Source organism: Telluria sp. ZT3P26 (assembly GCF_059686035.1).
Genome location: NZ_JCASII010000002.1, coordinates 377,110 through 399,655, shown reverse-complemented (window position 1 = coordinate 399,655; position 22,546 = coordinate 377,110). Strand labels below are relative to the sequence as shown.

13 protein-coding genes and 2 pseudogenes are annotated in these 22,546 nt (G+C 58.7%); 7 read left to right on the top strand and 8 right to left on the bottom strand.

Annotated features, from left to right (window positions below; translation table 11 throughout):
- Positions 1-49 precede the first annotated feature (49 nt).
- The 3 genes from AC56LN_RS09615 to AC56LN_RS09605 are packed head-to-tail and all read left to right on the top strand — an operon-like array spanning position 50 to position 1,987.
- Positions 50-298, top strand: coding sequence for an acyl carrier protein (locus AC56LN_RS09615; protein WP_499571260.1), 249 nt, complete (start codon positions 50-52; stop codon positions 296-298).
- On the top strand, positions 295-1,158 hold the full coding sequence (locus AC56LN_RS09610) for a hydrolase 2, exosortase A system-associated (protein ID WP_499571258.1): 864 nt from the start codon (positions 295-297) through the stop codon (positions 1,156-1,158). Before AC56LN_RS09615 ends, AC56LN_RS09610 begins: the two co-directional genes overlap by 4 nt.
- Entirely contained in the window at positions 1,148-1,987 is an 840-nt protein-coding gene (locus AC56LN_RS09605) for a hydrolase 1, exosortase A system-associated (RefSeq protein WP_499571256.1), read from the top strand. Before AC56LN_RS09610 ends, AC56LN_RS09605 begins: the two co-directional genes overlap by 11 nt.
- 19 nt (positions 1,988-2,006) lie before the next feature.
- Here the strand turns inward: AC56LN_RS09605 and AC56LN_RS09600 are convergent, their stop codons facing one another.
- The 5 genes from AC56LN_RS09600 to AC56LN_RS09580 form a co-directional block, all read right to left on the bottom strand.
- The gene (locus tag AC56LN_RS09600; RefSeq protein WP_499571254.1) at positions 2,007-3,425 is read right to left on the bottom strand and encodes a right-handed parallel beta-helix repeat-containing protein; all 1,419 of its coding nucleotides are present in this window, start codon (positions 3,423-3,425) and stop codon (positions 2,007-2,009) included.
- A complete protein-coding gene (gene prsR, locus AC56LN_RS09595) occupies positions 3,422-4,786 on the bottom strand; it encodes a PEP-CTERM-box response regulator transcription factor (RefSeq protein WP_499571253.1) in 1,365 nt (454 codons plus the stop codon). Before prsR ends, AC56LN_RS09600 begins: the two co-directional genes overlap by 4 nt.
- Positions 4,787-4,799: 13 nt before the next feature.
- On the bottom strand, positions 4,800-6,875 hold the full coding sequence (gene prsK / locus AC56LN_RS09590; protein ID WP_499571251.1) for an XrtA/PEP-CTERM system histidine kinase PrsK: 2,076 nt from the start codon (positions 6,873-6,875) through the stop codon (positions 4,800-4,802).
- A 97-nt stretch (positions 6,876-6,972) separates the two neighbouring features.
- Complete coding sequence (locus AC56LN_RS09585) at positions 6,973-8,376, bottom strand: TIGR03013 family XrtA/PEP-CTERM system glycosyltransferase (protein WP_499571249.1); 1,404 nt, start codon at positions 8,374-8,376, stop codon at positions 6,973-6,975.
- Positions 8,377-8,976: 600 nt separating this feature from the next.
- On the bottom strand, positions 8,977-10,080 hold the full coding sequence (locus AC56LN_RS09580) for a glycosyltransferase family 4 protein (protein ID WP_499571247.1): 1,104 nt from the start codon (positions 10,078-10,080) through the stop codon (positions 8,977-8,979).
- A gap of 285 nt (positions 10,081-10,365) precedes the next feature.
- Between AC56LN_RS09580 and AC56LN_RS09575 the strand changes: the two are divergent.
- From AC56LN_RS09575 to AC56LN_RS09560, 4 genes and pseudogenes are all read left to right on the top strand, one after another.
- Positions 10,366-11,228 (top strand): annotated as a pseudogene (locus AC56LN_RS09575) (IS30 family transposase); the annotation flags it as partial.
- 291 nt (positions 11,229-11,519) lie between these two features.
- Positions 11,520-12,743, top strand: coding sequence for an acyltransferase family protein (locus AC56LN_RS09570; RefSeq protein WP_499571245.1), 1,224 nt, complete (start codon positions 11,520-11,522; stop codon positions 12,741-12,743).
- 176 nt (positions 12,744-12,919) lie between these two features.
- Positions 12,920-13,936: pseudogene (locus AC56LN_RS09565) on the top strand (IS30 family transposase).
- A gap of 1,685 nt (positions 13,937-15,621) precedes the next feature.
- Positions 15,622-16,539 (top strand): hypothetical protein, encoded by a 918-nt coding sequence (locus AC56LN_RS09560; protein WP_499571243.1) that lies wholly within the window; start codon positions 15,622-15,624, stop codon positions 16,537-16,539.
- 305 nt (positions 16,540-16,844) lie between these two features.
- On the opposite strand, the gene AC56LN_RS09555 is transcribed toward AC56LN_RS09560, so the two are convergent.
- From AC56LN_RS09555 to AC56LN_RS09545, 3 genes are all read right to left on the bottom strand, one after another.
- Positions 16,845-17,525 (bottom strand): hypothetical protein, encoded by a 681-nt coding sequence (locus tag AC56LN_RS09555; protein ID WP_499571241.1) that lies wholly within the window; start codon positions 17,523-17,525, stop codon positions 16,845-16,847.
- Positions 17,526-17,631: 106 nt separating this feature from the next.
- Positions 17,632-19,329, bottom strand: a complete 1,698-nt coding sequence (locus AC56LN_RS09550; RefSeq protein WP_499571239.1) for a hypothetical protein — start codon at positions 19,327-19,329, stop codon at positions 17,632-17,634.
- A gap of 4 nt (positions 19,330-19,333) precedes the next feature.
- Positions 19,334-21,883 carry a hypothetical protein gene (locus tag AC56LN_RS09545; protein WP_499571237.1) on the bottom strand — a complete coding sequence of 850 codons (2,550 nt, stop codon included), beginning with the start codon at positions 21,881-21,883 and terminating at the stop codon, positions 19,334-19,336.
- Positions 21,884-22,546: the final 663 nt, after the last annotated feature.

Below are 22,546 nucleotides of genomic sequence, written 5' to 3'. Positions count from 1 at the left end.
ACTAGTGCGGCGACCGCTGCGCCGCGCGCTTTTAACGAGATTGACGATTATGTACTTCGATGAAGTAAGGACCATCCTGATTGACGTGCTGGCCCTGGGTGAGTCCGGTCAGCACCTGAGCGAAGATTCGCCCCTGCTGGGCAGTCTGCCGGAGCTCGATTCGATGGCCGTGGTCAGCCTGATCGGCGCCCTCGAAGAACGTTTCGGCATCGCCATCGACGACGACGACATCAGCGCCAGCACCTTCGCCACCCTCGGCACGCTCGCTGCGTTTGTCGCGCAGAAGCAGGCCGAATGACAGCCAGCCAGGTTACGCCCTCCGCCGAGCCGTTCTTTTTAAAGACCGGTGCAGGCCAGCGCTTTTGCCTGTTTCATCCGCCGCACGGCCCTTGCCGTGGTGCGGTGCTGTACGTGCCGCCGTTTGCCGAAGAAATGAACCGTTCGCGCCGCATCGCGGCGCTGCAGGCGCGCGAGATGGCGGCCCTCGGCTACGGCGTGCTGCAACTCGACCTGTACGGCTGTGGCGATAGCAGCGGCGACTTTGGCGACGCCCGCTGGGCCATCTGGAAAGATGACCTGGCCGCCGGCGCGCGCTGGCTCGATGCGCGCCTCGGCCAGCCGCTGCTGCTGTGGGGCCTGCGCCTGGGCGCCCTGCTGGCGCTGGACTATGCGCGCACCGCGCAGCACCCGGTCAAGGCACTGATCCTGTGGCAGCCGGTGCTGAGCGGCGCGGCCTACCTGACCCAGTTTCTGCGCCTGCGCACCGTTGGCGCGCTGCTGGCCGAGGGCGCGTCCGGGCACACCGGCACCGCGGCCCTGCGCGCCTCGCTGCAGGCGGGCGAGACGCTCGAGATCAGCGGCTACGACTTGGCGCCCGAACTGGCCGCCGCCATCGATGCGCTGCCAGCGCTCGAAGACTTCACGCCGGAATGCCCGGTGCACTGGTTCGAAGCGCTGGGCATGACCGGCCAGGGCGCTTCGCCCGGCGTCTCTCCCGGCACGGCGCGCGCCAGCGCTGCCTGGCTGGCGCGCCAGATCGACCTGACACTGCACCAGGTGCAGTGCCCGCCGTTCTGGACCACTCCCGAAATCACGATCTCGCCAGCCTGGCTGGCAGCCACCTCGACGGCGTTGCAGGAACACGGTCATGGCCATTGAAGAACGGGTCGTGACCTTCGACTGCCACGGCGACAGCCTGTATGGCGTCATGCACCTGCCCGAGAACCCTGGCACGCGCGCCGTGCTGGTGGTGGTGGGCGGGCCGCAATACCGCGCCGGCAGCCACCGCCAGTTCACGCTGCTCGCGCGCAGCCTGGCCATGAACGGCATCGCCGCCATGCGCTTCGATTACCGCGGCATGGGCGACAGCGAAGGCGCCGAGCGCGCGTTCGGGGACGTGGAAGACGATATCAAGGCAGCGATCGATGCCTTGATGGCGACCGTGCCCGGCGTGCGCGAGGTCGTGTTGTGGGGGCTGTGCGACGGCGCCTCGGCCGCCATGATGTACGCGCCGCTGGACGCGCGCGTGAGCGGCGTGGTGCTGCTCAATCCATGGATCCGCACGCCCGACAGCATCGCGCGCACGACGCTGCGCCACTACTATCGCGACCGTCTGGTCGACCGCACCTTCTGGGCGCGGGTGCTGCGTGGCAGCTTCAATTACCAGCGCTCGCTGGCCTCGATGTTCCAGCTGGTGCGCACCGCGTTCGGCCCGGGCACGGCGCCGCGCACCACGCTGGCCCTGCCCGACCGGATGCACGCCGGCCTGCACGCCTTCACTGGCCGGGTGCTGGTGATCATCAGCGGCGCCGACCTGACCGGCCGCGAATTCTGCGACCTGGCCGAGGCCACGCCGAAATGGCGCCAGCTGCTGCAATCCTCGCGCGTTACCCAGTACCGGATCGACCGCGCCGACCACACGTTCTCACGCCGCGTCTGGCGCGATCAGGTCGCGCACTGGACCGGCACCTGGCTGGGCAGCTGGTAACACAGCTGGTAAGCGCCGCTCAGCGGGCCTGGCGCGCCAGGCAGCCGCTGAAATCATCGAACGCGCCATAGGTGGCGCTCCGCCCACGCTTCGCACCGCACAGATCGATGCCGCCGACCGCGCTTGCGTCGCGCCCGGGTACCCCGCCACGCCACGCCAGATCGCCGCTGCCCGGTGCCTCGAACAGGTTGCGCACCGGATGGTAGCCGGCAAACATCTGCCACAGCGCCGTGCTGCGGTTGTCCTCCAGATGCAGCAAACCGCTGTCGCGGCTGCGGATCGGCCCATCGACCAGATTGCCGTCCAGGCGCGCGCTGCTGGTTGCAAAGCGCACGTCGATCCCGGCCGTATCGAGCAAGGTGTTGTCCACGACGCTGGTACGCGCCGCGCTGTTGAGATAAATACCGACGTCCGAACAGCCCATCACCAGATTGGCACGCAGCGTGCCTTGTTCCTGTTCGGTGATGCAGCGCCCGTCGCGGCACACGGCCGCACCGGTGCCGCCGCCACCCAGTGACAGGCCCACCCGCTGGCCTGGCCCGCGTAGTGTGCGCTCGCACCACACCAGGTTGCGTTCGAAGACGTTGCCGCTGCCCCCGCCCTTGGCGAACGCGCCATAGCTGACCATGTCGCCCTCGCCCTTGAGAAAATCGCTGATCAGGTTGGCGCGGATCGTCCAGCCATTGGCGGCGACCAGATCGATCGGCGTGACCGGGTTGGACGTCTGGCGCACGCGCGTCGCGGTCAGCGTGTTCTGTTCGATCAGGCCGTCGTCCGGGAAGCGCCCCTGTTCGCCATTGATCTTGATGTGGGCATTGAAGTCGGTGAGCGTGTTGTTGCGCGCGACGAAATGGCTGGCCGCGCCCACCACGTGGAATGCGTGCTCGCAGTAGCGATCCTCGCCGCACACGCCGCGGATGGCCAGGTTCTCGAACCGCCAGTGCGGCGCCTTGACGCGAAAGCCTTCGACCAGATCGAACTCGAGCTGCGCGCTGCCCGGCTGGGCCGCCCGCACGACGATCGGGAGCCCGGCGCGCCCCGGACGATTGACGTCGAGCGGCGCGCCGCCAAACCGGTACACGCCCGGCAGCAGCGTGATCGTGTCGCCCGGGTTGGCCTGCGCCAGCGCCGCGCGCAGTGCCTCCGGTGTCGCGACCATGATCGCGCCGGCAGCATCGACGCCGACCGCGCCCGGTTGCGCGCCGAGGGTCACGGCAAGAGCGGCTGGCAGCGCCGGTTCGCCCCGATCGAGCCGCAGCAGCAGCGCGGCGCTGACCTGCCCCGCCTTGACGATGACCGGGTTATGGCCGCTGGTGCGTTTTTCGATATACGGCGCCAGCGCGCGCGGCGTGACGCCCACCTGTTCGATCACGTACGCCGCACCGATGGCGCCCAGCGCCAGCAGCGCGAGCGCGCCGGCCACCGCCTTGCGCATCATGTGCTGCTCTTGATGCCGTGGCGGTTCATCAGGTCATACATCGTCGGGCGGCTGATGCCCAGCATTTCCGACGCCTTGACGATATTGCCGTCGACACGCGCCAGCGCCTTCACGATGGCGCCCTGCTCGGCCTCGTCGCGCACCTGGCGCAGGTTCAGCGGTTCCTCGACCGGCGTGTCGCCTTCGGGCAGGCCCAGGTCATCGGCCACGATGGTCGGGCCATCGGCCATGATCACGGCGCGCTTGACGCAGTTTTCCATCTCGCGCACATTGCCCGGCCAGGCGTAGCCTTCGATCGCCGCGATCGCATCCGGCGAGAAGTGCAGCGTCGGGCGCGACTCCTGGGCGCAGAACTTGTTCTTGAAGTGGTGCGCCAGCAGGGCCGCATCGCCCTGGCGGTTGCGCAGCGGCGGAATCGTCACGACGATCTCGGACAGGCGGTAATACAAGTCTTCACGGAAGCGCCCGGTGCTGCACAGTTCCTTGAGCTTCTGGTGCGTGGCGCAGACGATGCGCACGTCGACGGGGATTTCTTCGTGGCCGCCGATGCGCTCGATCACGCGCTCCTGCAAAAAGCGCAGCAGCTTGGCCTGCAGCGCCATCGGCAGGTCACCCACTTCATCAAGGAAGAAGGTGCCGCCGTGGGCCAGTTCGACCTTGCCCTTGGTCTGCTTGGCCGCGCCGGTGAAGGCGCCTTTTTCGTAGCCGAACAATTCGCTCTCGAGCAGGTTTTCAGGAATCGCGGCGCAGTTGATGGCCACGAAGCGCTCCTTGGCGCGCGGCGAGATCGCGTGCACGGCGCGCGCCAGCACTTCCTTGCCGGTGCCCGATTCGCCCAGCAGCATCACCGAGGCCGAGGTTGGGGCGACCTTCTCGATACTGCGGCACAGCTTGAGCATGCCGGGGTCGCGGCTGATCACGCCGGCCATCGGCGAGTCGGCCTGGCTGGACGACATGCGGCGGTTTTCTTCCTGCAGGTTGTGCAGGAAGAATGCGCGCTGGATGACCAGGTTGAGCACTTCGGGCTCGGGCGGCTTCTGGTGGAAATCGTAGGCGCCCATCGCGATCGCCTTGACCGCATTGGCGCGGTCCTGGTTGCCGGTCAGGACGATCACGCGCGTTTCCGGCGCCAGCGCCAGGATCTGCTGCAGCGTGGCCAGGCCTTCGGTCGAACCGTCCGGGTCGGGCGGCAGGCCCAGGTCCATCGTGACCACGGCCGGCTCATGGCGGCGGATCTGCGCCAGCGCGCTTTCGCGGTCGTCGGCGACCACCACGTCATAGGCGTCGAAACTCCAGCGCAGCTGCTTTTGCAGGCCCGGGTCGTCTTCGATGATCAGCAGTTTGGGTTTGTTTTGGCTCACGATTGTCCTTTCATCACGCAGCGCGCTCGGCGCCAGCCTCACGGTACAGCGGTAACGTGACGGTAAATGTGCTTCCCTGCGCGGGCACGCTGGTCAACGCCAGCGCGCCGCCCAGTTCCTGGATGTATTCACGGCTTTCGAACACGCCGATGCCCATGCCGGCCGGCTTGGTCGATTCGAACGGCTTGAACAGGCGCTCGCGGATGAATTCCTCGCTCATGCCGGCGCCGGTATCGGCCACGGTCACGGCGACCTCCCCGCCCGCGCGGGCAATCGATACGCTGACACGGCCGCTGCGCGGCGTGGCTTCGATCGCGTTCTGGATCAGGTGGCCCAGCACGCGCTCGAGGCGTTCACGGTCGGCCAGCACCAGCAGGCCCGCATCGACCACGTCCAGAACCGGATGCGGCTCGAACGCGCTCTTGAGCGCAATCGCCTGGCGCACCACGTTCTCGACGCGCAGCGGCAAGGGCCGTTCCGGCGCGTCGTTGCGACTGAGCTTTTGCAGCATCATCTTCATCTTGTCGACCGAGTGTGTCACGGTATCGAGCATATCGCGCTGGAACTCGGGATTGTCGCGGTGCTTTTCGGCGTTCGCGTTCATCAGCGACAACTGGGCCACCAGGTTTTTCAGGTCGTGCACGACGAAGGTCGACATGCGGTTGAACGACTCGAACTGGCGCGCCACCATCAGCTCGTTGGCCGCATCCTGCTGCGCCAGGTAACTGGCGGCCTGGCTGCCGGCGATTTCGAGCAGGTCGAACACTTCCCAGTTCAGCGACACGGCGCTGCGCGCATCCTGCAGCACGACAAAGCCGAACAGCTTGCCATGCATGATCAGGGGCACCACCAGCCAGCCACGCGGAAACGCGACCAGCCACGACGGCAACACCAGTTCGCCGTATTTTTCGGGCAGCGCCGCGTATTCGCGCAGGTCGATCACCCACTGGGTGGTTTCCAGGAAGTGACAGAAATTCGAATCGGCCGGCTCGGTCGCGGTGCTGGTGGCCTGCCACCCCGCCACCGGCTGATAGTGACCGCCATCGCCGTCGCGGCGCTGCCACAACACGCCGCCCGGACTTTCGACCAGCGCGCCGACCGCCTCGATCGCGCGCTCGCCGATGTGCGTGCTGCCCGACGACAGGGTGCGCGTGAAGCGCATCCATTCCTCGCGGTAGTCGTAGCCGTAGCTGTAAAAATGCTTGCTGATGAAGACCTTGAGCCAGGCGCGGAAGGTGCCCGAGAACAGGGTGCCGGTCAGCAGCAGCAAGGCGCCGCACAGGAACGCGACCTGCATCACGCCGCCCCAGCTGCCGCCGAAATAGCGCAGGTAGTAGCCGGCAAAGCCCATCGCCAGCAGGTAGATGGCCGAACCGAACAACGCGGTCGAATGGAACATCACGCGGCGCGACAGCACCAGCGCGGTCGAGCGCGACGTGCTGCGCTTGACCGCAGTACCGATCAGCGGCATGGCCAGCGCATTGACGATGCCGCGCGCGGCCCAGGTGTCCGGGTGCATGTCGTGGAACAGCATCGCCTGGCTGTACATGTAGAAATCGTAGGCGAACATCGCGCCGATGCCCAGGCAGGCAAACTTGATGGCCCAGCGCTCCTGGATCGTCTTGTTGCGGTAGACCTGCTCGACGAGCAGCATGCCGAGTACCGCCTGGCACACGCGCGCCGTGACGTTGGGCAGCAGGCCGCCGTTCAGATTGAGCATCAGGTCGGTACGCACCAGAACCGTCACCAGCAGCAGGATCACATAGCAGACGGCGCCGATGAAGATGGGTGTGCGCAGGCTGAAAGGCCAGCGGCTGGCCGGATCACGCGAGTTGCCCAGCAACAGCAGCAACACGACGCACCAGGCGGCGCTGCGCAGGATTTCAAGCGTGTCGGTCCAGACCGACCAGAGGTCGTGGCCAGTGGCGGCCTGCCCGGCCAGTGAGGCGGACCAGAGCGCGGTGAATCCGCATGCGAGGGCAATGGCGGCAACCTGGGTGCGGCCGCGCCAGATGGTGAACAGCAGGCCGATCAGCAACAAGAAACCGATGGCGGCGACGCTATAGCTATAGACGGCAATGGTGGTCAACGTATGCCATCCATGAAAACGACCATTGAAAAATTCGGGATAGAAACGTTAAAGCCAGCAACCTGCGGTGCATGCACCGCAAGTCGGTCCGGGATGATCAGCGGCCGCTACGGAACAGCACGACCTTGAGCGTATTGATCAGGATGAGTACATCCAGGAACAGGCTGTTGTTCTTGACGTAGTAGAGGTCGTATTGCAATTTCTGCAACGCGTCCTCGGCCGACGATCCATAACCATAACGCACCTGCGCCCAACCGGTAATGCCTGGCTTGATGCTATGACGGACATTGTAATATGGAACCACTTCGATCAGCTGCTCGACGAAGTAGGCGCGCTCGGGCCGCGGGCCCACGAACGACATGTCACCCTTGAACACGTTCAGGATCTGCGGCAGCTCGTCGATCCGGGTCTTGCGCATGAAGTTACCCACACGCGTTACCCGTGGATCGTTCTGGGCGGCCCACTGTGGCGTACCGCCTTTTTCGGCATCGGCGCGCATGCTGCGGAACTTGTGCACGCGGAAAATCTTGCCATCCTTGCCGACCCGCTCCTGCGAGTAGAACACGGGACTGCGGTCTTCCAGCCACACGGCCAGCGCCGCGAACAGCATGATCGGGAACGTCACGGCCATGATCAGGGTGCTGCAGATCAGGTCAAACCCGCGCTTCATGAAAGTACGGATAAAGCTCTGGTCGAAGCCACCGCCGAATACCAGCCAGCTCGGCTGCAGCGAATCGACCCGGATCTGGCAGGTTTCGCGCTCGAAGAACGTGGCGGCATCGGTCACCTTCACGCCTTGCAGCTTGCAGTCGAGCAGTTCCTTGATCGGGAAGCTGCCGCGCCGGTTCTGCACCGACACCACGATTTCCTGCGCGCCATACTGGGTCGCCATCTTGACGAGCGAGTCGCCTTCACTCACCTTGAGCACGTCGGCGGCCGGCACGCACATCTCGTCGCTGCCCACCGGAATGAAGCCGACGACCTTGTAGCGGTGGTAACTGTTCTTGTTGACGGCCAGGTCGCTGCACTCCTTGGCCAGCGCGCCGTTACCCAGGAACAGGATGCGCGACTGCATCAGGCGCAGTTCGGACGTCTTGAAGAAGATGATGCGCGCGATGAAGATCCCGGCTGCGGCAAGGCCAAAGCCCAGCAGCAGGATGCCGCGACCGAAGTACAGGTCGGGCGCCACGTAGAACACCAACGTCAGAATCAGGAAACCCATCAGGAACGCCGGCATCAGCTTCATGAAGAACGGATGACGCAAGCCTTCGTCGAAATCGAGCTGATACATGCCCATGGCGCTCATGCTGAAGCTGACTGCCACGGCGAATGCGACAGCCGACGCCAGGAAGTGATCGAACTGGTCATTCGTGAGCGGTGCACCGATGTCGAGAAAACGCACGGCTGCGCCTGCATAGGCGGCGCCCAACAGGATCAATATTTCCACGAACAGCAGGACGAAGACGATCTTCGACACATAGTGGTTAGAGATCCGAAACATGATATTCCTCAGAATTGATTATTACGCTTACCACGTGCCCGGAAACCGGTGCCTGCGTCACGTGCGCTATGGACTGGGTACGCCACGGCTGCCACGCATGGCTGCTACAAAATGATTGCGTTAAATTGCAAAAGTCAGCGCGCGCCCGGATTGCCTGTTCCAGTAAAGAAATTTCGACATGATTGGGGGCAGCGCACTGTTGTCTTGATACTACATAGACTCAGAATGTGGCCGATTGATGCAAATTTAACATTGCTTCTGCATTAATTTTTTGACATATTTTTAACATTAAATATATCACGGAAACATCTTATCCTCAATATTGCTCTCTTAGACGTCAGCTTAATGCAACAAGTGATATTCGACCATTTATGTTGCCAAAAAGCATGAAAAACAACAGTTCATTGTCAAATCGATTCTTTATTGCAACAAAGGGGATGGATTTTAGCACTTACGCGAAATCGACTCCGCGCTCCACACACTAGTGTGACACTGGTGGACGCCAAACCAGACACGGCAAATTATTTGTCAGATTTTTTACACACTCGTGACAATCATTTCGTATTCCCGAATTGTCGGGGTGATCATCTCAGACGGGTATCAGCGGCCCGCAGCCTGGCGCAATAGCGTTGCGAAACGTTGCATGTACCGTGCATGAGAAAAGTCGCGTTCAAGACGCTGACGTGCAGCACGTCCTAGTGATGCACGCGCCTGTTGGTCGCCCCACAATGACGACAACACACTGGCCAGTCCGGCAGGGTCACCGGGCGTGACCAGCAAGCCATCCTTGTCATGCTGGACCAGTCCAGTCGTCATTGTGGTACGAGACAAGACCAATGGCTTGCTCATCGACATCGCCTCATAGATGGCGGTTATTCCACCCGGATAATCGGACTGCTTCAATGGGACAACAACAATGGTCGCCTGCTCGTACAGTTCCCGGAGCTCCTTGTAGGTGAGTCGGCCTACCAGACTCACATGAGACACATCATCGGGCATGGCAAACTTCGCGCTGCTTCTCAACTTCAACGGCAGGCCTGCTTGCCGGCATGCCTCGATCAGTGTCGGATAATCGCGACTGATATCGTCACCGACGGCCAGGACATACTGGCCATCCCGGACATCCGGCCGTGAACGGAAGAACTCGTCGTCAATGGCAAAGCCAAGTATCTGTGCCGGATGGCGGAGCTTGTATTGTGCTTCCACCGTGCTGCGCTGGTCTTCGGTGAGGACAAACACCTGATCCACTCGGGGAACCACGTAATCGAGAATCTTGTCGCGCTTTGGCCAACCACGTCCCGACACTTCCCACAGGACAATCTTCGGCTTGAAACGGAACAGCCGACGCAACATCAAGACAAAAAATACATTGCTCTCGAACACAGAGACAATCACATCGGCCTTGCGATCGAACAGCAACACTTTCAGGGCGCGCAGCAGATCCAGCCCTGCCAGCAGCGACCCCTTGTTGACCAGGGGATTCCATGGAAACGCATGCAAATCGCGCTCGACGCCTTTCACACCATATTGTTCAATGCCACCACCTTCACGCCCCGGGTTGGGACCGTCCTCCGCAGCAACCGCAGCGCGCTTGGACTGCATTTTTACATTGGGCAGGAACACCACGGATACATCGTGTCCGCGCTGACCAGCGGATGGATATGGCGCTGCGCTGTCATCCTGGCGTGACATATTGTCTGGCATATCGGTTTCCAGTCACTCAAGTTCACGTAAGATATTCCGAGCTCACAGATACATCATCACTTCCATTGATGATCATAATGCCATCAGCGTGTGCGAATGATTCCAACACGGGTCACAAAAGGGCGTAGGGAGTCGCGCTACCGTAGTGACTATACACAATGCCAGTTAACAGTACTCCCGGGAAATAGCTACATAAAAGAAGCTGGGCAGTCTCAAGAATCAAGTGCAGCACTCCTCCTGTAGAGTGCTGCCATGCCAAAAATCTATACCCATCTGACTGCTGATTACGATGCAACCCTTGCTCACCAGCAGAGTTACGCTCGGCGTATCGCACCGCGACGCATGCCCAAACTGCACGTTGATAGCGCGCTCTTCCAGGTAGTGAGGCGTTTCCTGAAAGCACTCTGGTCGCCACAACAAATTGCGAACATACTGCGCGCCATGTGGCCTAACGATTCCGACAAAACGGTCTCTCACCAGACGATCTACAACGCGATCTACGTGCATCCGCACGGGGAACTGAAGCGCGAATTGATTGCCTGCCTGCGCCATCACAACCAAGTGCGCAAGCCGCGCAGTCGGGGCGTTGACCGCCGAGGCCAGATCAAGGACATGCAGAGCATCCACATCCGTCCGCCCGAGATCGAGGACCGTCTCATCCCTGGCCATTGCGAGGGCGACCTGATCAAGGGCGAAGGCAATCGTTCCTCGGTCGGCACACTGGTCGAGCGAACCACCCGCTTCGTGGTGCTGGCCAAGATGGACAACGCCGGCACGGTGGTCGAGAGCTTCTCAGCCGTGCTCAACCGTCAGTCGGCGGGAATGCGCAAATCGATGACTTATGACCAAGGCCACGAAATGCATGGCCACAAAATTCTGACCGAGCGCACCGGTGTGCAGATTTACTTTGCCGACCAGCACAGCCCGTGGCAGCGCGGTTCCAATGAAAATACCAATGGCTTGCCGAGGCAGCACATGCCCAAGGGCTTGGACCTGTCGATCTACTCGCAGGACGACCTCGATGCATAGCGCTCCCGCTCGATACTCGACCTCGAGAAACGCTTTGCTGGAAAACGCCGCTCGCTGTCTATACCGAGCACGTGGCTCGACTACAATTGCACGACCCCGGTGTTGCAGTTGGTTCTTGAGACCGCCCAGTTAATAAGCCTGACAGCCCGACCAGCGTAGTAAACGATGTGGGATTTATCGGCACATAGTAAACTTGTCATTCACCTAGATATCTGCTAAAGCCAATTTCCCAAACTAACAACATATTTGTTAAATTGCCAAAAAATATATTAACAAAATTTTACATTTATTGATGAGAGGAAAAATCAGTATTAGTCTGCTACCAGTAGTTTAATCTAATAGTTCGCGTATACGCATGTTAAATAAAATTTTCTTGTTTATTGTTTAATTAAATTCCACATAAAATACTAATGCCACATCGAGAAAAAACACTCACCACTAATCGAAGGCTTTCAGGTATCGAAGCGTGTCGGGGAATTGCGGCGATGATGGTTGTCTTTTATCATGCAGCGCGCCACCTTAAATCTGATTATGGTTCTATGCCGTGGCATGGGATTGCCCAATTTGGTCATGCCGGAGTTGATTTTTTTTTCGTGCTATCTGGATTTATAATTTTCTTTGTTCACAAACGCGACTTAGGAAAACCGTCGACGTTGATCGGTTACTTTGAACGCAGATACACAAGAGTTTACCCGTTGTTTTGGCTATCATTGATAGTCGTAGTAGTTTTAGCTGCTTTTTCTTCAAAACACATAATTCCCAGCTTTGATACGTTATTAAAACGCGCAACCCTATTACCTTTTGGCGGCGATGTTGGTGTTGCTTGGACATTGCAGCACGAGATAATTTTTTATTTATTTTTTGCCGCTTCAATAATTAACCGACGATTGGGGATCGTCGTGTTTCTCGTGTGGCTATGCTTTATCCTTTACTCGTCGGCAATAGGTTATGTGCCGGTAGATTCGCCGTTGCTTTCGTGTGTAGCGTCTATGTTTAACGTAGATTTTTTCTTTGGCATATTAGCGGCATACGTCGTAAGCTCCGAGTCCATTAAAAATGATTCGCTGATATTTGGCTTTGGGGTCTTCCTATTTTTTTGTTTCGCTTTTGCCGAGAATATTGGCGTAGTCAATGGATACACAGATCTATCCAAAATTGCTTATGGCCTCAGCTCCATGTTAATCATCATGGGCATCGCAGGAGGAAATTTAAATGGCCATCTTAATGCTCCCGCATGGTTAACTCGACTGGGAAAAGCGTCTTACTCCATATATTTGTTCCATCTTCCTTGCATTGGTATTATTTACAAAATCCTGACGATATTTGGATTAAAAGAATATTTCACGCTTGGGGGACTCTATTTTCTGCTCTCAACTGGCTCGATCTTAATGTGTATGATGATTTCTAAATATATAGAATACCCTCTTATAAATAGATTTGAAAAAACCAATTCAGTATTACGCCGAAATTTCGGACAGGTCATTAGCTTAGTGAAGCAGATTGTTCAGAGTAGATACGGGTCGGTATCGATCACAGATAAGAGAATAGTACCCCTCAACTCTCAAAGTCAAATCCCTGTTAATTCTGCAATACCGAAAGCGTCTCACATCGCCGCTAAAGCAGACACTGATTGAGGGCATAACGGCTGCGAACTATTACCTCGACGGTCTTTCCCTTTGTTTGCTCAATTCAGGTGACGAAATTTCTTTATCAGTCCAATTGGAAATATTTTCCCGGATCTTCACCTGACGTTCTATATCAACGGCAGTCTCAAGAATCAAGTGCAACACTCCTCCTCTAGAGTGCTGCCATGCCAAAAATCTGTACCCATCTGACGACGCAGGAACGCGCCGTCGTGATGACCAGGCGGGAAGACCAGTGCAGTATCCGATCCATTGCGAAGCGCCTTGGACATGCCCCAAGTTCAATCAGCCGCGAACTGCGTCGGGCACTTGTAGCTGATGATTACGATGCCAACCTTGCTCACCAGCAGAGTTACGCTCGGCGTATCGCACCGCGACGCATGCCCAAACTGCACGTTGATAGCGCGCTCTTCCAGGTAGTGAGGCGTTACCTGAAAGCACTCTAGTCGCCACAACAAATTGCGAACATACTGCGCGCCATGTGGCCTAACGATTCCGACAAAACGGTCTCTCACCAGACGATCTACAACGCGATCTACGTGCATCCGCACGGGGAACTGAAGCGCGAATTGATTGCCTGCCTGCGCCATCACAACCAAGTGCGCAAGCCGCGCAGTCGGGGCGTTGACCGCCGAGGCCAGATCAAGGACATGCAGAGCATCCACATCCGTCCACCCGAGATCGAGGACCTTCTCATCCCTGGCCATTGGGAGGGCGACCTGATCGAGGGCGAAGGCAATCGTTCCTCGGTCGGTACACTGGTCGAGCGAACCACCCGCTTCGTGGTGCTGGCCAAGATGGACAACGCCGGCCCCCGTACGGTGGTCGAGAGCTTCTCAGCCGTGCTCAACCGCCAGCCGGCGGGAATGCGCAAATCGATGACCTACGACCAGGGCCGCGAAATGCATGGCCGCAAAATTCTGACCGAGCGCACCGGTGTGCAGATTTACTTTGACGACCCGCACAGCCCGTGGCAGCGCGGGTCCAATGAAAATACCAATGGCTTGCCGAGGCCGTACATGCCCAAGGGCTCGGACCTGTCGATCTACTCGCAGGACGACCTCGATGCCATAGCGCTCTCGCTTAATACTCGACCACGAGAAACGCTTTGCTGGAAAACGCCGCTCGCTGTCTATACCAAGCACATGGCTCGACTACAATTGCACGACGATTCGATTCATTAATCCCGGTGTTGCAATTGGTTCTTGAGACCGCCCTGTATACGCTTTCGATGCTTTATCAGTATCCAGAGTGCTCGCTTGCCACTCGGGCGATTGCGTGCCGGCCAACCATGGCGAGGACAGGCCCTGTTTGCAATTCTGACGTATACGGCAACAGCCGGACATGACTTCGGAGGGGGTAGTAAAACAACGTCACGTAAAACGTTGTGAAGCCATGATGGCAAGATGGCAAGATGGCAAGATGCCAAATTGGTGCGGCTGGCTGGAATCGAACCAGCGACCCTTGGCTTCGGAGGCCACTAGTCGTTGCCTTGGAGAACCGCATGAACACTGTAACTCATTGAAATTGCTTACTATTGTACATCGCAACAGCAGGCAGTAGTGAGCAGTATTAGGAAGAAAATCAGGCTGTTTTCTCCCCAATTTCTCCCCAAGGCCCCAGGAACCTGCCCTCGGGTCACGCTACAGTTGTCTATTGTAGTGAGTGCGCATTAGCCTGCGATGGCTCCACACGGCGGCCGTCGCTTTTTGTGCGCGGAGCGGAGCCGGGGGCGGGGCCGCTCTATTTCGCTGGCGGGCATCCAGCGGTATATCTCCGGGCGCCCCTCCATGTGAAGCCGCCTCTACACAAAACGAAACCCGGGTACGAGACCTGGGTTCGCCAACCCTTCAGCAGTTACAGCTGCGTCATGAGGACCCCCGGTCGCAGTGCTCACATCATATAGCGACTGTCGTTGCCAGGAATGCTTGAGGAAAAGAAATATGTGTAGCCAATTTTGTCGATTCAGAAAAACAACGCCGCCCTGGCAAACGCACGCTTTGAGTACATCCCGCACCCTATCTACGAGGCACGAACTTACCGCGCTGGCAGGAGCACGGCCGGCACCTAGTCGCTATCGCAGTAGTAGTGACAGCTGCAGCATTAGTACGACACCAGTCCGAGCACGAGCACGCCCTCCCCTTGCGCACGTCTTTGACATGAACATGAGCACCAGTCTACGCCGCATTCGGTGAGCGGCAGTTGGCCAAGGTGTGCGTCCCGGCGAACTTCGCAGCACCTGCAGTGCTCGCATATCGTTTCGACGCAGCGGCTCGGCCGCCGGCGCAGCTGGTGGCCGGGTTGAGCGGTTGCGAGTGGTGTGCACGCGTCGACGTAGCGGTTCGTGCGCTGGCGCAGCTGGCGGACGGGCCAAGCGGCAGAACGGTGGTGTGTGCGAGGGTCCGAACTGTCGTGCGCGGCGTAGTGGCGCACGGCCGTGAGTGCCGGGGTGTTGGCGACGAGTCCGAGGTACGCGCGCCGGACGGAGGCTGGCGGGTGCACCGAGTGCCAGGTGCCCAGCATCACATGCTTACACACTTCTGCGCGCCTTCCATAAGCACGCCTTGCAGCAACTTTTCAGGGCCAGCCTTTCCTTTTCTGGGACTGCGCCGGTTTTCGAACAATAGGTTTCCTCGGACACGGTGCTTCTGCGCGAGGCGGCCGAATAGGCGGGAATCGCCCAGCAAACTCCTTGGCCGACTGGTTTTCTAACGGACCTCTAGCGCGCAGAAGGGGGCGCAGAAGCACGCGCAGAAGCTTCCTGTTAACTATTTTTCAACTTTACCCCTTCTGCGAGCCGGCATGTCGCTATACATGTTAGACCGACAACGAGTCGGCGCATCTAAAAACAACTACAAACCGAGCGACCATGACCACCCAAAACACTACCGGCCACGGCATCGACAACCGCGTCAAATGCCGCCTGAACCAAGAGCGAGTGCTCCTCGTCCTGCACCGATTTGGATGGCTGCCAGTGCGCCAGGTTCATCAGGCATGCTGGCCCGACAAATCCACGCCGCGCAATGCTCAGGAGTACCTGGCGCAGCTCCTGAAGCTCAAACAAGTCGCATTCAAGCAGGGCCCGGACGGTAGCCGCGTGTATGCTCTGACGGCTCAGGGAGCTCGCCGGCTGCGAGCGGAGCTGGGCGTGGAAGCGATGTTCGACGCTGACTTCACGCGCCGTGCAATGCCCACCTTTCAGCACCGGTGCCTAGCAAATGACGCTTGTTTGTGGTGGTCGAATCTGAACGGACCAACTGGCTACTACACCGAGCACGAAATTGCTACCGGCCGCGCTCCAGTCACATGCGCGCCGCAGTATATGACGGACCCCCTTGGGAAAATCCCTGATGCACTGCTCACCCTGCAGATGGAAGTCAATGACGAGAACCCTTACTCGACCTGGTACACGTGGGTCGAGGTCGAGAACAGCGAGAAATCAAAAGCGGCACATGAGCACATGGTTACGGCTCTATGCGACGTCATCGGATTGGGAAAGCAACCTTGGGAAATCGGAAGTGCTAGTGTCATGCGTTTTGCAATAGTCGTGTGCCCTCACCTGAACCAAGAGTCCAAACTGGTTGAAGGGATGTTGAAATTCCTGGGTAAGAACAAGGCTAATTATGATGCGCGCACAATCGTGAACCGGCTTTATATATGGCGTCCGGGTGCTGAGGAAGGCATTGCCCTGCGACAGTGGATTGAAGAGCGGCCGGCGTATCTGGCACTGCGCGACAAACACCGGTTGTGGTGGCCAGCCCCCCCGAAATGCGCTGCCACCGATTAAGACACCAAAGCAAAAAGCCCCTTGTTTGAGGGGCTTTTTGCTGAAACCACGGTCTAAATGCCATGCGGGAAAAAGTTAACGGTGCGTATCGCAGCCGACACGCGGGCGCGTCTAAGCTGCCATGCTGGCGGCCGGCCTGACGCAGACAGAGGTGGCCCTGCCAGTATCCTGACGCAAGTGCGGCCAGGGCTATGAGGTTGAGGTCGGGCATAAAGACCACCGGGCAATCCCGTTGGCCACTGGGACCTGTTCCGCGTGCTGAGGGGACAGCATCGCGCGCTGGTGCTGACTAAGCGCGAAACGACTCAAGGGTGTTGGTCCAGGTGAAACTGCCGTACGTCATACGCGGTGACGAACTGCCAGCCGTCGGGGAACGCCCAGTTTTCCTTGACGAGCCGCAGCTCGATGTCCTCCATGGTAAGAACACGCCGTGCATCGGGGTAGGAATGGGTGTCATAGACGACTGAGCCGCCGGCAGTTGGGTAGCCCACTTCACGCGAGAACACCGGATAATTGTCGAGCATGGCGCGCACGACCTCGAGGTGCGGATGCGTGCCTTCAACCTCCACCCTAAACAGTGAAATGCCCGCCAGCGCGGCAATTTCATCCTTGATGTTGTCCAGCAATGTCTGCCTCGCCCGCGGGTCAACGAGCGCTTTTGCTGCCTCGTCATCGAGCAGTGTCGAAGTGTTGGGATGATATTTGCCATCTGCCTCGAATACGAGCTTCGGGAACCCCTGGCCATCCGTGATAAGGATGTCGAACGACATTGCGTTGACCTGCACTTTTTGAATGTAGGTGTGGCTGATTTCGATGGCGTCCGTCAGGCGAACCTGGCTCAGCACCGGATGTCGGTTCGACTTCTTCTGGTTCAGGTAGAAGTATTCCTCGCACAGGTTGTATAGAGTCTGCTCCCAGGGATTGAGCACCGGCTTGGGCGAACAGGTGAAGCCTGCTGGCAGGATTGAGGTCGGATTTGCGGCCATGCGAATTCCCTATCGTTATTGTAGTGGCGCGACTGTAGTCATCAGTGCCTCGCAAAGAACAGACTGGATTGACCACCTTGCTGTTGCTATTATCTGCACCTGCAAATCAGACGGCAATCTGCTGCAATCTTCGCAGCCCCTCAGGTGTGAGTGAGAAAGTCCCAAGCTCCTCGTTTTGGACCAACAGGTCGCACTGTGCGGCGAGGAGCAGGGCATGGCGCAATCGGTCTGTCAGCAAGTCAATGCCGACAAAACTCTCACCGTTCCCCGTTCGCTCGAGACCTTGGTCACCCTTGAGCAGGACATAGCGACTGCGTCCGTCCCGGGCAGCGCGCTCCTGCACGATGCCGAAATGCTGAAGCAAGACGTAGTGCTGGACGACGTGTGCCATGAACACCGCAGGCGAATCGTACATATGCGCAGACATTACATCGGCAAGCTTCCCAAGCGTGAGTTGCTCGTTCGCAAGCGCCAGGTCGAAATAGGGGTCCGTCCGGAAGTTCTTCGCTTCGCTCGCACAATAAAGCAGAGCAATATAGACGCTGCGCAACGCTTGGTCTTCCTCTTCCGAATTGTGCGCAAAGTACCGCACGCTCAGCAAAGACTCAAGGAGAGATTCGATGCGTTGTGTATTTTCTAGGGTCGGCCCGGCCGCGAAAAGCGTCGGCTCATTGCCGCGCCAGTCTTCCAACATCATGACCAGGCTTGCCACGTCCTTGCTGGCGTTCTCCGGGAGGAGCGCAAGTAGCTTCTCACCCAGACCCTGCGCGCAGTCGAGAATTTCGCGCGGCTTGTTAGTGACGACTGCCCGGTGCACCCACGACTCGCACAACCTCAGGAGGACACCTTGGGCTAGTCGAATGTATTGGCGCAACTGCAGGCTTGCCCACCAGCTTTGTGCTTGGGCGCAGTCGTCCAGTGTCAGCTCGTAGCTGCCATCATGTGTACGCCCCCGGGCCATTGTGAAACGAATTACGTTCTCCGGTACGCCCGCCTTGTGCATGCGCGTCTGCTGCTCCGCATAGATGGCGCGCAACGCGAGGGTTAGTCCCTGGTGGCGGTATTCCCAGTTCGGTCCGAACGTGAGTCCATCTGTAGACGCCGGATAGTACTGCTCAGTGAACGCGTCAATCTCGCCTTGAGATGGATTCAGCAAGTCCAGCATCCCTCCCATCTCTGCGACTTCCTCATCTGAGACATACAGCTTGCCAATATCAGCGAGCCAGTCCCGACGGGGATGCTCCTCAATGGCCTGCTCGTAGGCGTCCGCGAGTTTCTCGCCCGCCTCCGTGAGCAGGTAGGCACCAAGAATGCTTGTCACCTTTAAACAAGGCATACCATTGATGAGACTGGGTCCATACTGCACGGCCTGCAGGAAATTGGCACCGGAGCTAGGCTCGTAGTCAGGGTTACGTCCCATCGCCTTCTGGTCTTGTGGGCCCACAATAACCTTCATGCTCAACGGCACCTTCTTGCGCCCCTTCGGATAGAGGCGACTGCCACCCGCCAGCCCCCTGATATTTTGTCGCACGTTGTGCCAGCTCAGCAGCAGCTGAATTTTCTCAAGCCCATGCAAGGAGAGTGCCTCGATGTCCGGAGCACGCTTACGTCGGGCCGTGTCATCAATCTGCCGCACCATCCAGCAAATGGCGGAGTACACCCGGATGAAAGCCACTACGTTATTAATGCCTGGGAATACAGAGCGATAGAGCGACTCCACGGCCGCGTTCGTCCCCAGCGGGTCGAGCACGAAGTTGTCGATGAGCGGGTCGGTGAAGTACGGCTTGTCGAAGTGCTGGAGCATGGATTCAGTTTTTCTTGTATAGGTCAGCCAGGCCGTGCAGGTCCAAGGCTGCGGTGTCGAGGGCGTAAAAGACAGGGCGTTGACAGTTTATGCACAGGCACACTTGGTCAGAGCGCAACCGCGAAGCGTCCTCCGACTGCAGTTTTACGTTGCAACATGGGCAACCCACACGGCTACTGTTTCGCGACAGCACCCCGAACCCGCCGCGCGTGTTATTGCGGTGCTGCCACAGCGCGTCAAATGCCTTCTGGTAACGGGGCGGCACCTTCGGAGCCGATTTTGCGGTCCGACTCATAAATTGACCAATCAGCTCAACCAGCTGTTGCGACTGAGTCAGCTCAGCCTCAATGGTGCTGGCGGCCGCCAGCGCGACGCGTTTCATATCGTCTGGAATGCGGTCGAATCGGTTCGTGCGCAGGGCCAAGTGCGCGCCTGCCGCAATCTCGCCGGGTTCCAGCGTGCGCCCGGCAAGCTGTTCAAGGGCCTCCTTAAGGGAGGGCAGCGAAACCTGCGTGTGTGCGGCAACCGCACAGCAGGCCATGGCAGAGAAGAAGGGCAGCAGCCCCCCCCGGTTATCCTCCCCATACTCGAACGTGGCAAATCGAGTCAGCCAGCTCTGGAGCATCATCGCCCCATAGTCGGCAGCCCCCTGCCCGCCAAGGGTACCTTGCACGAGAGCCTGCTTGAGCCGCGCACAACCTGAAAGTTCAACCAGTAGTGGGGCTACTGACGAACGGGCTTCAAGGGCGAGCCCCTTCGGAATCGCCTCCAAAAGTGCCTGATACAGCTCTTCCGTACGTTGCCGGCGCGCTTCTTCGGTCGAGCTATCAGCCGACGTAAATTCAGACCTCTCCGTGGCCAACAGCGCCCGCTTTACTGCTGGCAATGCGTTACCCATCGGCTTATTCTCAGATGGTTGGGTATTACCCTCATTCGTCGAGGTGACAGCAGCGTCTAGCGTGATGTCGCGATTCAGCCAACGCAGGACGGCTTCGACCGTATTCCGCGTGAGGCCCGCCGGGGTTTTCCCCAACTTCGGTGCCTCGATGCTTGAGCGCCACTCGTCGTAACTCATCTTGCGAACAGGTGCTGGTGCTGTGCCACTTTTGGTTGGCGCGGGCGCGCGGCGACCGGCGCCGGGCTCACCTTTTTCCTGCGGCTGGATATGGGACTGCAGTCGCGAGAGCCACCCGAAGATAGTGTCCAGGTCTTCCAGCCGGAATTCGTTGGTCATGACGCGGCTGGAGGCTTTGGCCAGATTGCGTTGATTTTCATCGCCGGCAAGGTCGAGCTCGACGTTAATCCAGCCTTCGGCGTGCAAGGCCGCACCTTCGACGATGAGACGAAGTGCCCCGCGAGCATTGACCGGTTGCCCCATCTTTACCGAGAACCTGCCATTTTCAAAACGCACCTCGTCCACCACAGCAGCACGCTCGTCGCCGTCCCAAATGGACAGCGTGACGACTTCGGCATTTCCAGCAGGTTCAATACGGCCAACCAGCTCGTTAGCTACCGTCCATGTAGCCTGGAGGGCTAGGTTACGGGCGGTCATCGCTTCGACTTTGAATTCGCAAGGCGTGAATTCGACTGGCTGTGCCATCGACCATTTGAACGGGGATTGTGGCAGCATGCGAATGAGTGATACCTCCACGTTGTCTGTGGAACTCAGGCTCTGGCCAGTCGCATTAACGGAGCCAGTCATTACGAGGGTACCGTTGCTGCCCTGGAGCTCAAAACATTTGGCGTGGAGACGGCGCGGCTCCTCATCCTCCCGCCCGGCAACCACATAGCCGGGCGGTACGTCGAACACGTCTTCGCTCGTGAACGGCGCGATGAGCGAGCGGGCGTCCAGCCCAATATACAAGGAGTCCACGCCAATATCCCGCGCAAGCTCCTGCACAGGGGCACCACTGGGGGTATGGAAGGGTGCGAGGACTGTCAGGCGATTGGGGTCGTCGATGCGTGACGCATGGTCCAGGAACTGCTCGTCAGCAGGAGTGGCAAGCGTATGCACCAGCCACGTGCGACGCGCCGCCTCATCGACCACACCTGCACGCGCAAGTTGGCTGGCCGCGCGGCGCCGGTAGGCCTGAAGTACGTCCAGGCTCTCTACAGAGAAGGAATATTTTTCAATAAGCTCCTGCAGAAAGTCCCCAAACTCCCCAAATACGGCCGGCTCTCCGTCTGAGCTCAGAGCGTCGATGACTTCAAGGTTCCGACCATGCCCTGACATCGTCAGGTTGGCGCTAGCGACCACGAAATGGTCGAGGTCTTCCCACCCCTCCAGATAGACAACCTTGGGGTGAAAAACCGTGGTCTTTCCCATGTAGACCGGAATAACCCGGTAGGCACTACCAGCGTAGAGGCTGGCGGCTTCATCAGTGGATTTGCACGCTTGCCGAGCATCAACCAAAACGTCAATCTGCTCGCAATTACTCTGGCGCAGTGTTGGCAGGATGAGGGCCTCGAACCAAGACAGACTAAACGTAAATGTCGTGAAGAGGGCTCGGCGCGGGCGCGCCATCTTAATTAAAGAAATGAGTGTATTTGACATGCCCTTGGTAGCGGAAATTAGCGTCGTTTATCTTTTTAAAATCAATTTAATGCGGATGTTATTGCCATTTTTCGGACTCGACTCTATTGTCAAATCGCAATTTCTCGAGTCTAGCCCTAGAACCTTGAGATGTCTATTAAGCATTTTGGGGGCAACGCTGACGTCTAACTTGATAACGATGGAACAGGAAGATGGCAGTTCGTGACAAAGAGAGCCTGGCACCTGCGGCACCGTTTGCCAAGTATGCGGCGTGGAAGTCGCTGCGCGCTATTGTTTGCGCACCAGCCGTCGGACGTGGCCAACAGAGCGGCGGTAGCCCCTGGACTCTCGACGTCGAGGAGTCTTTCTGCTCAAAAACCACACGCGCCGTCTCCGATTGCCCAGAGCCCGGGACGCGTAAAAACTAGCCTTTGAAAGTACGATTTTTCTGGGAAGAAGAGACAAAAGCTAAGATGCCGTTTTTTCTTTAATAATCAATTATTCAAGCGAGTTTCTTGGCACAGTGGTACGGAGATTTTGGCATAGTAGTACGGATAACCTGGCATACTAGTACGGAGGGTATGGCACAGTAATACGGGGATTTTGGAGCGCTGGAGTGGCTCGGACAGTAGTACGGAAATTTGCGACAATAAAAAACACCCCCCTCTCACACCCTAAGCGCAC

Bases quoted from the DNA above. Each gene is read 5' to 3' on its own strand.
- AC56LN_RS09610 (WP_499571258.1), top strand. From the start codon at position 295: ATGACAGCCAGCCAGGTTACGCCCTCCGCCGAGCCGTTCTTTTTAAAG.
- AC56LN_RS09560 (WP_499571243.1), top strand. From the start codon at position 15,622: ATGACCACCCAAAACACTACCGGCCACGGCATCGACAACCGCGTCAAA.
- AC56LN_RS09605 (WP_499571256.1), top strand. From the start codon at position 1,148: ATGGCCATTGAAGAACGGGTCGTGACCTTCGACTGCCACGGCGACAGC.
- AC56LN_RS09570 (WP_499571245.1), top strand. From the start codon at position 11,520: ATGCCACATCGAGAAAAAACACTCACCACTAATCGAAGGCTTTCAGGT.
- AC56LN_RS09600 (WP_499571254.1), bottom strand. From the start codon at position 3,425: ATGATGCGCAAGGCGGTGGCCGGCGCGCTCGCGCTGCTGGCGCTGGGC.
- AC56LN_RS09585 (WP_499571249.1), bottom strand. From the start codon at position 8,376: ATGTTTCGGATCTCTAACCACTATGTGTCGAAGATCGTCTTCGTCCTG.
- AC56LN_RS09580 (WP_499571247.1), bottom strand. From the start codon at position 10,080: ATGCCAGACAATATGTCACGCCAGGATGACAGCGCAGCGCCATATCCA.
- AC56LN_RS09555 (WP_499571241.1), bottom strand. From the start codon at position 17,525: ATGGCCGCAAATCCGACCTCAATCCTGCCAGCAGGCTTCACCTGTTCG.
- AC56LN_RS09615 (WP_499571260.1), top strand. From the start codon at position 50: ATGTACTTCGATGAAGTAAGGACCATCCTGATTGACGTGCTGGCCCTG.
- AC56LN_RS09550 (WP_499571239.1), bottom strand. From the start codon at position 19,329: ATGCTCCAGCACTTCGACAAGCCGTACTTCACCGACCCGCTCATCGAC.
- AC56LN_RS09545 (WP_499571237.1), bottom strand. From the start codon at position 21,883: ATGTCAAATACACTCATTTCTTTAATTAAGATGGCGCGCCCGCGCCGA.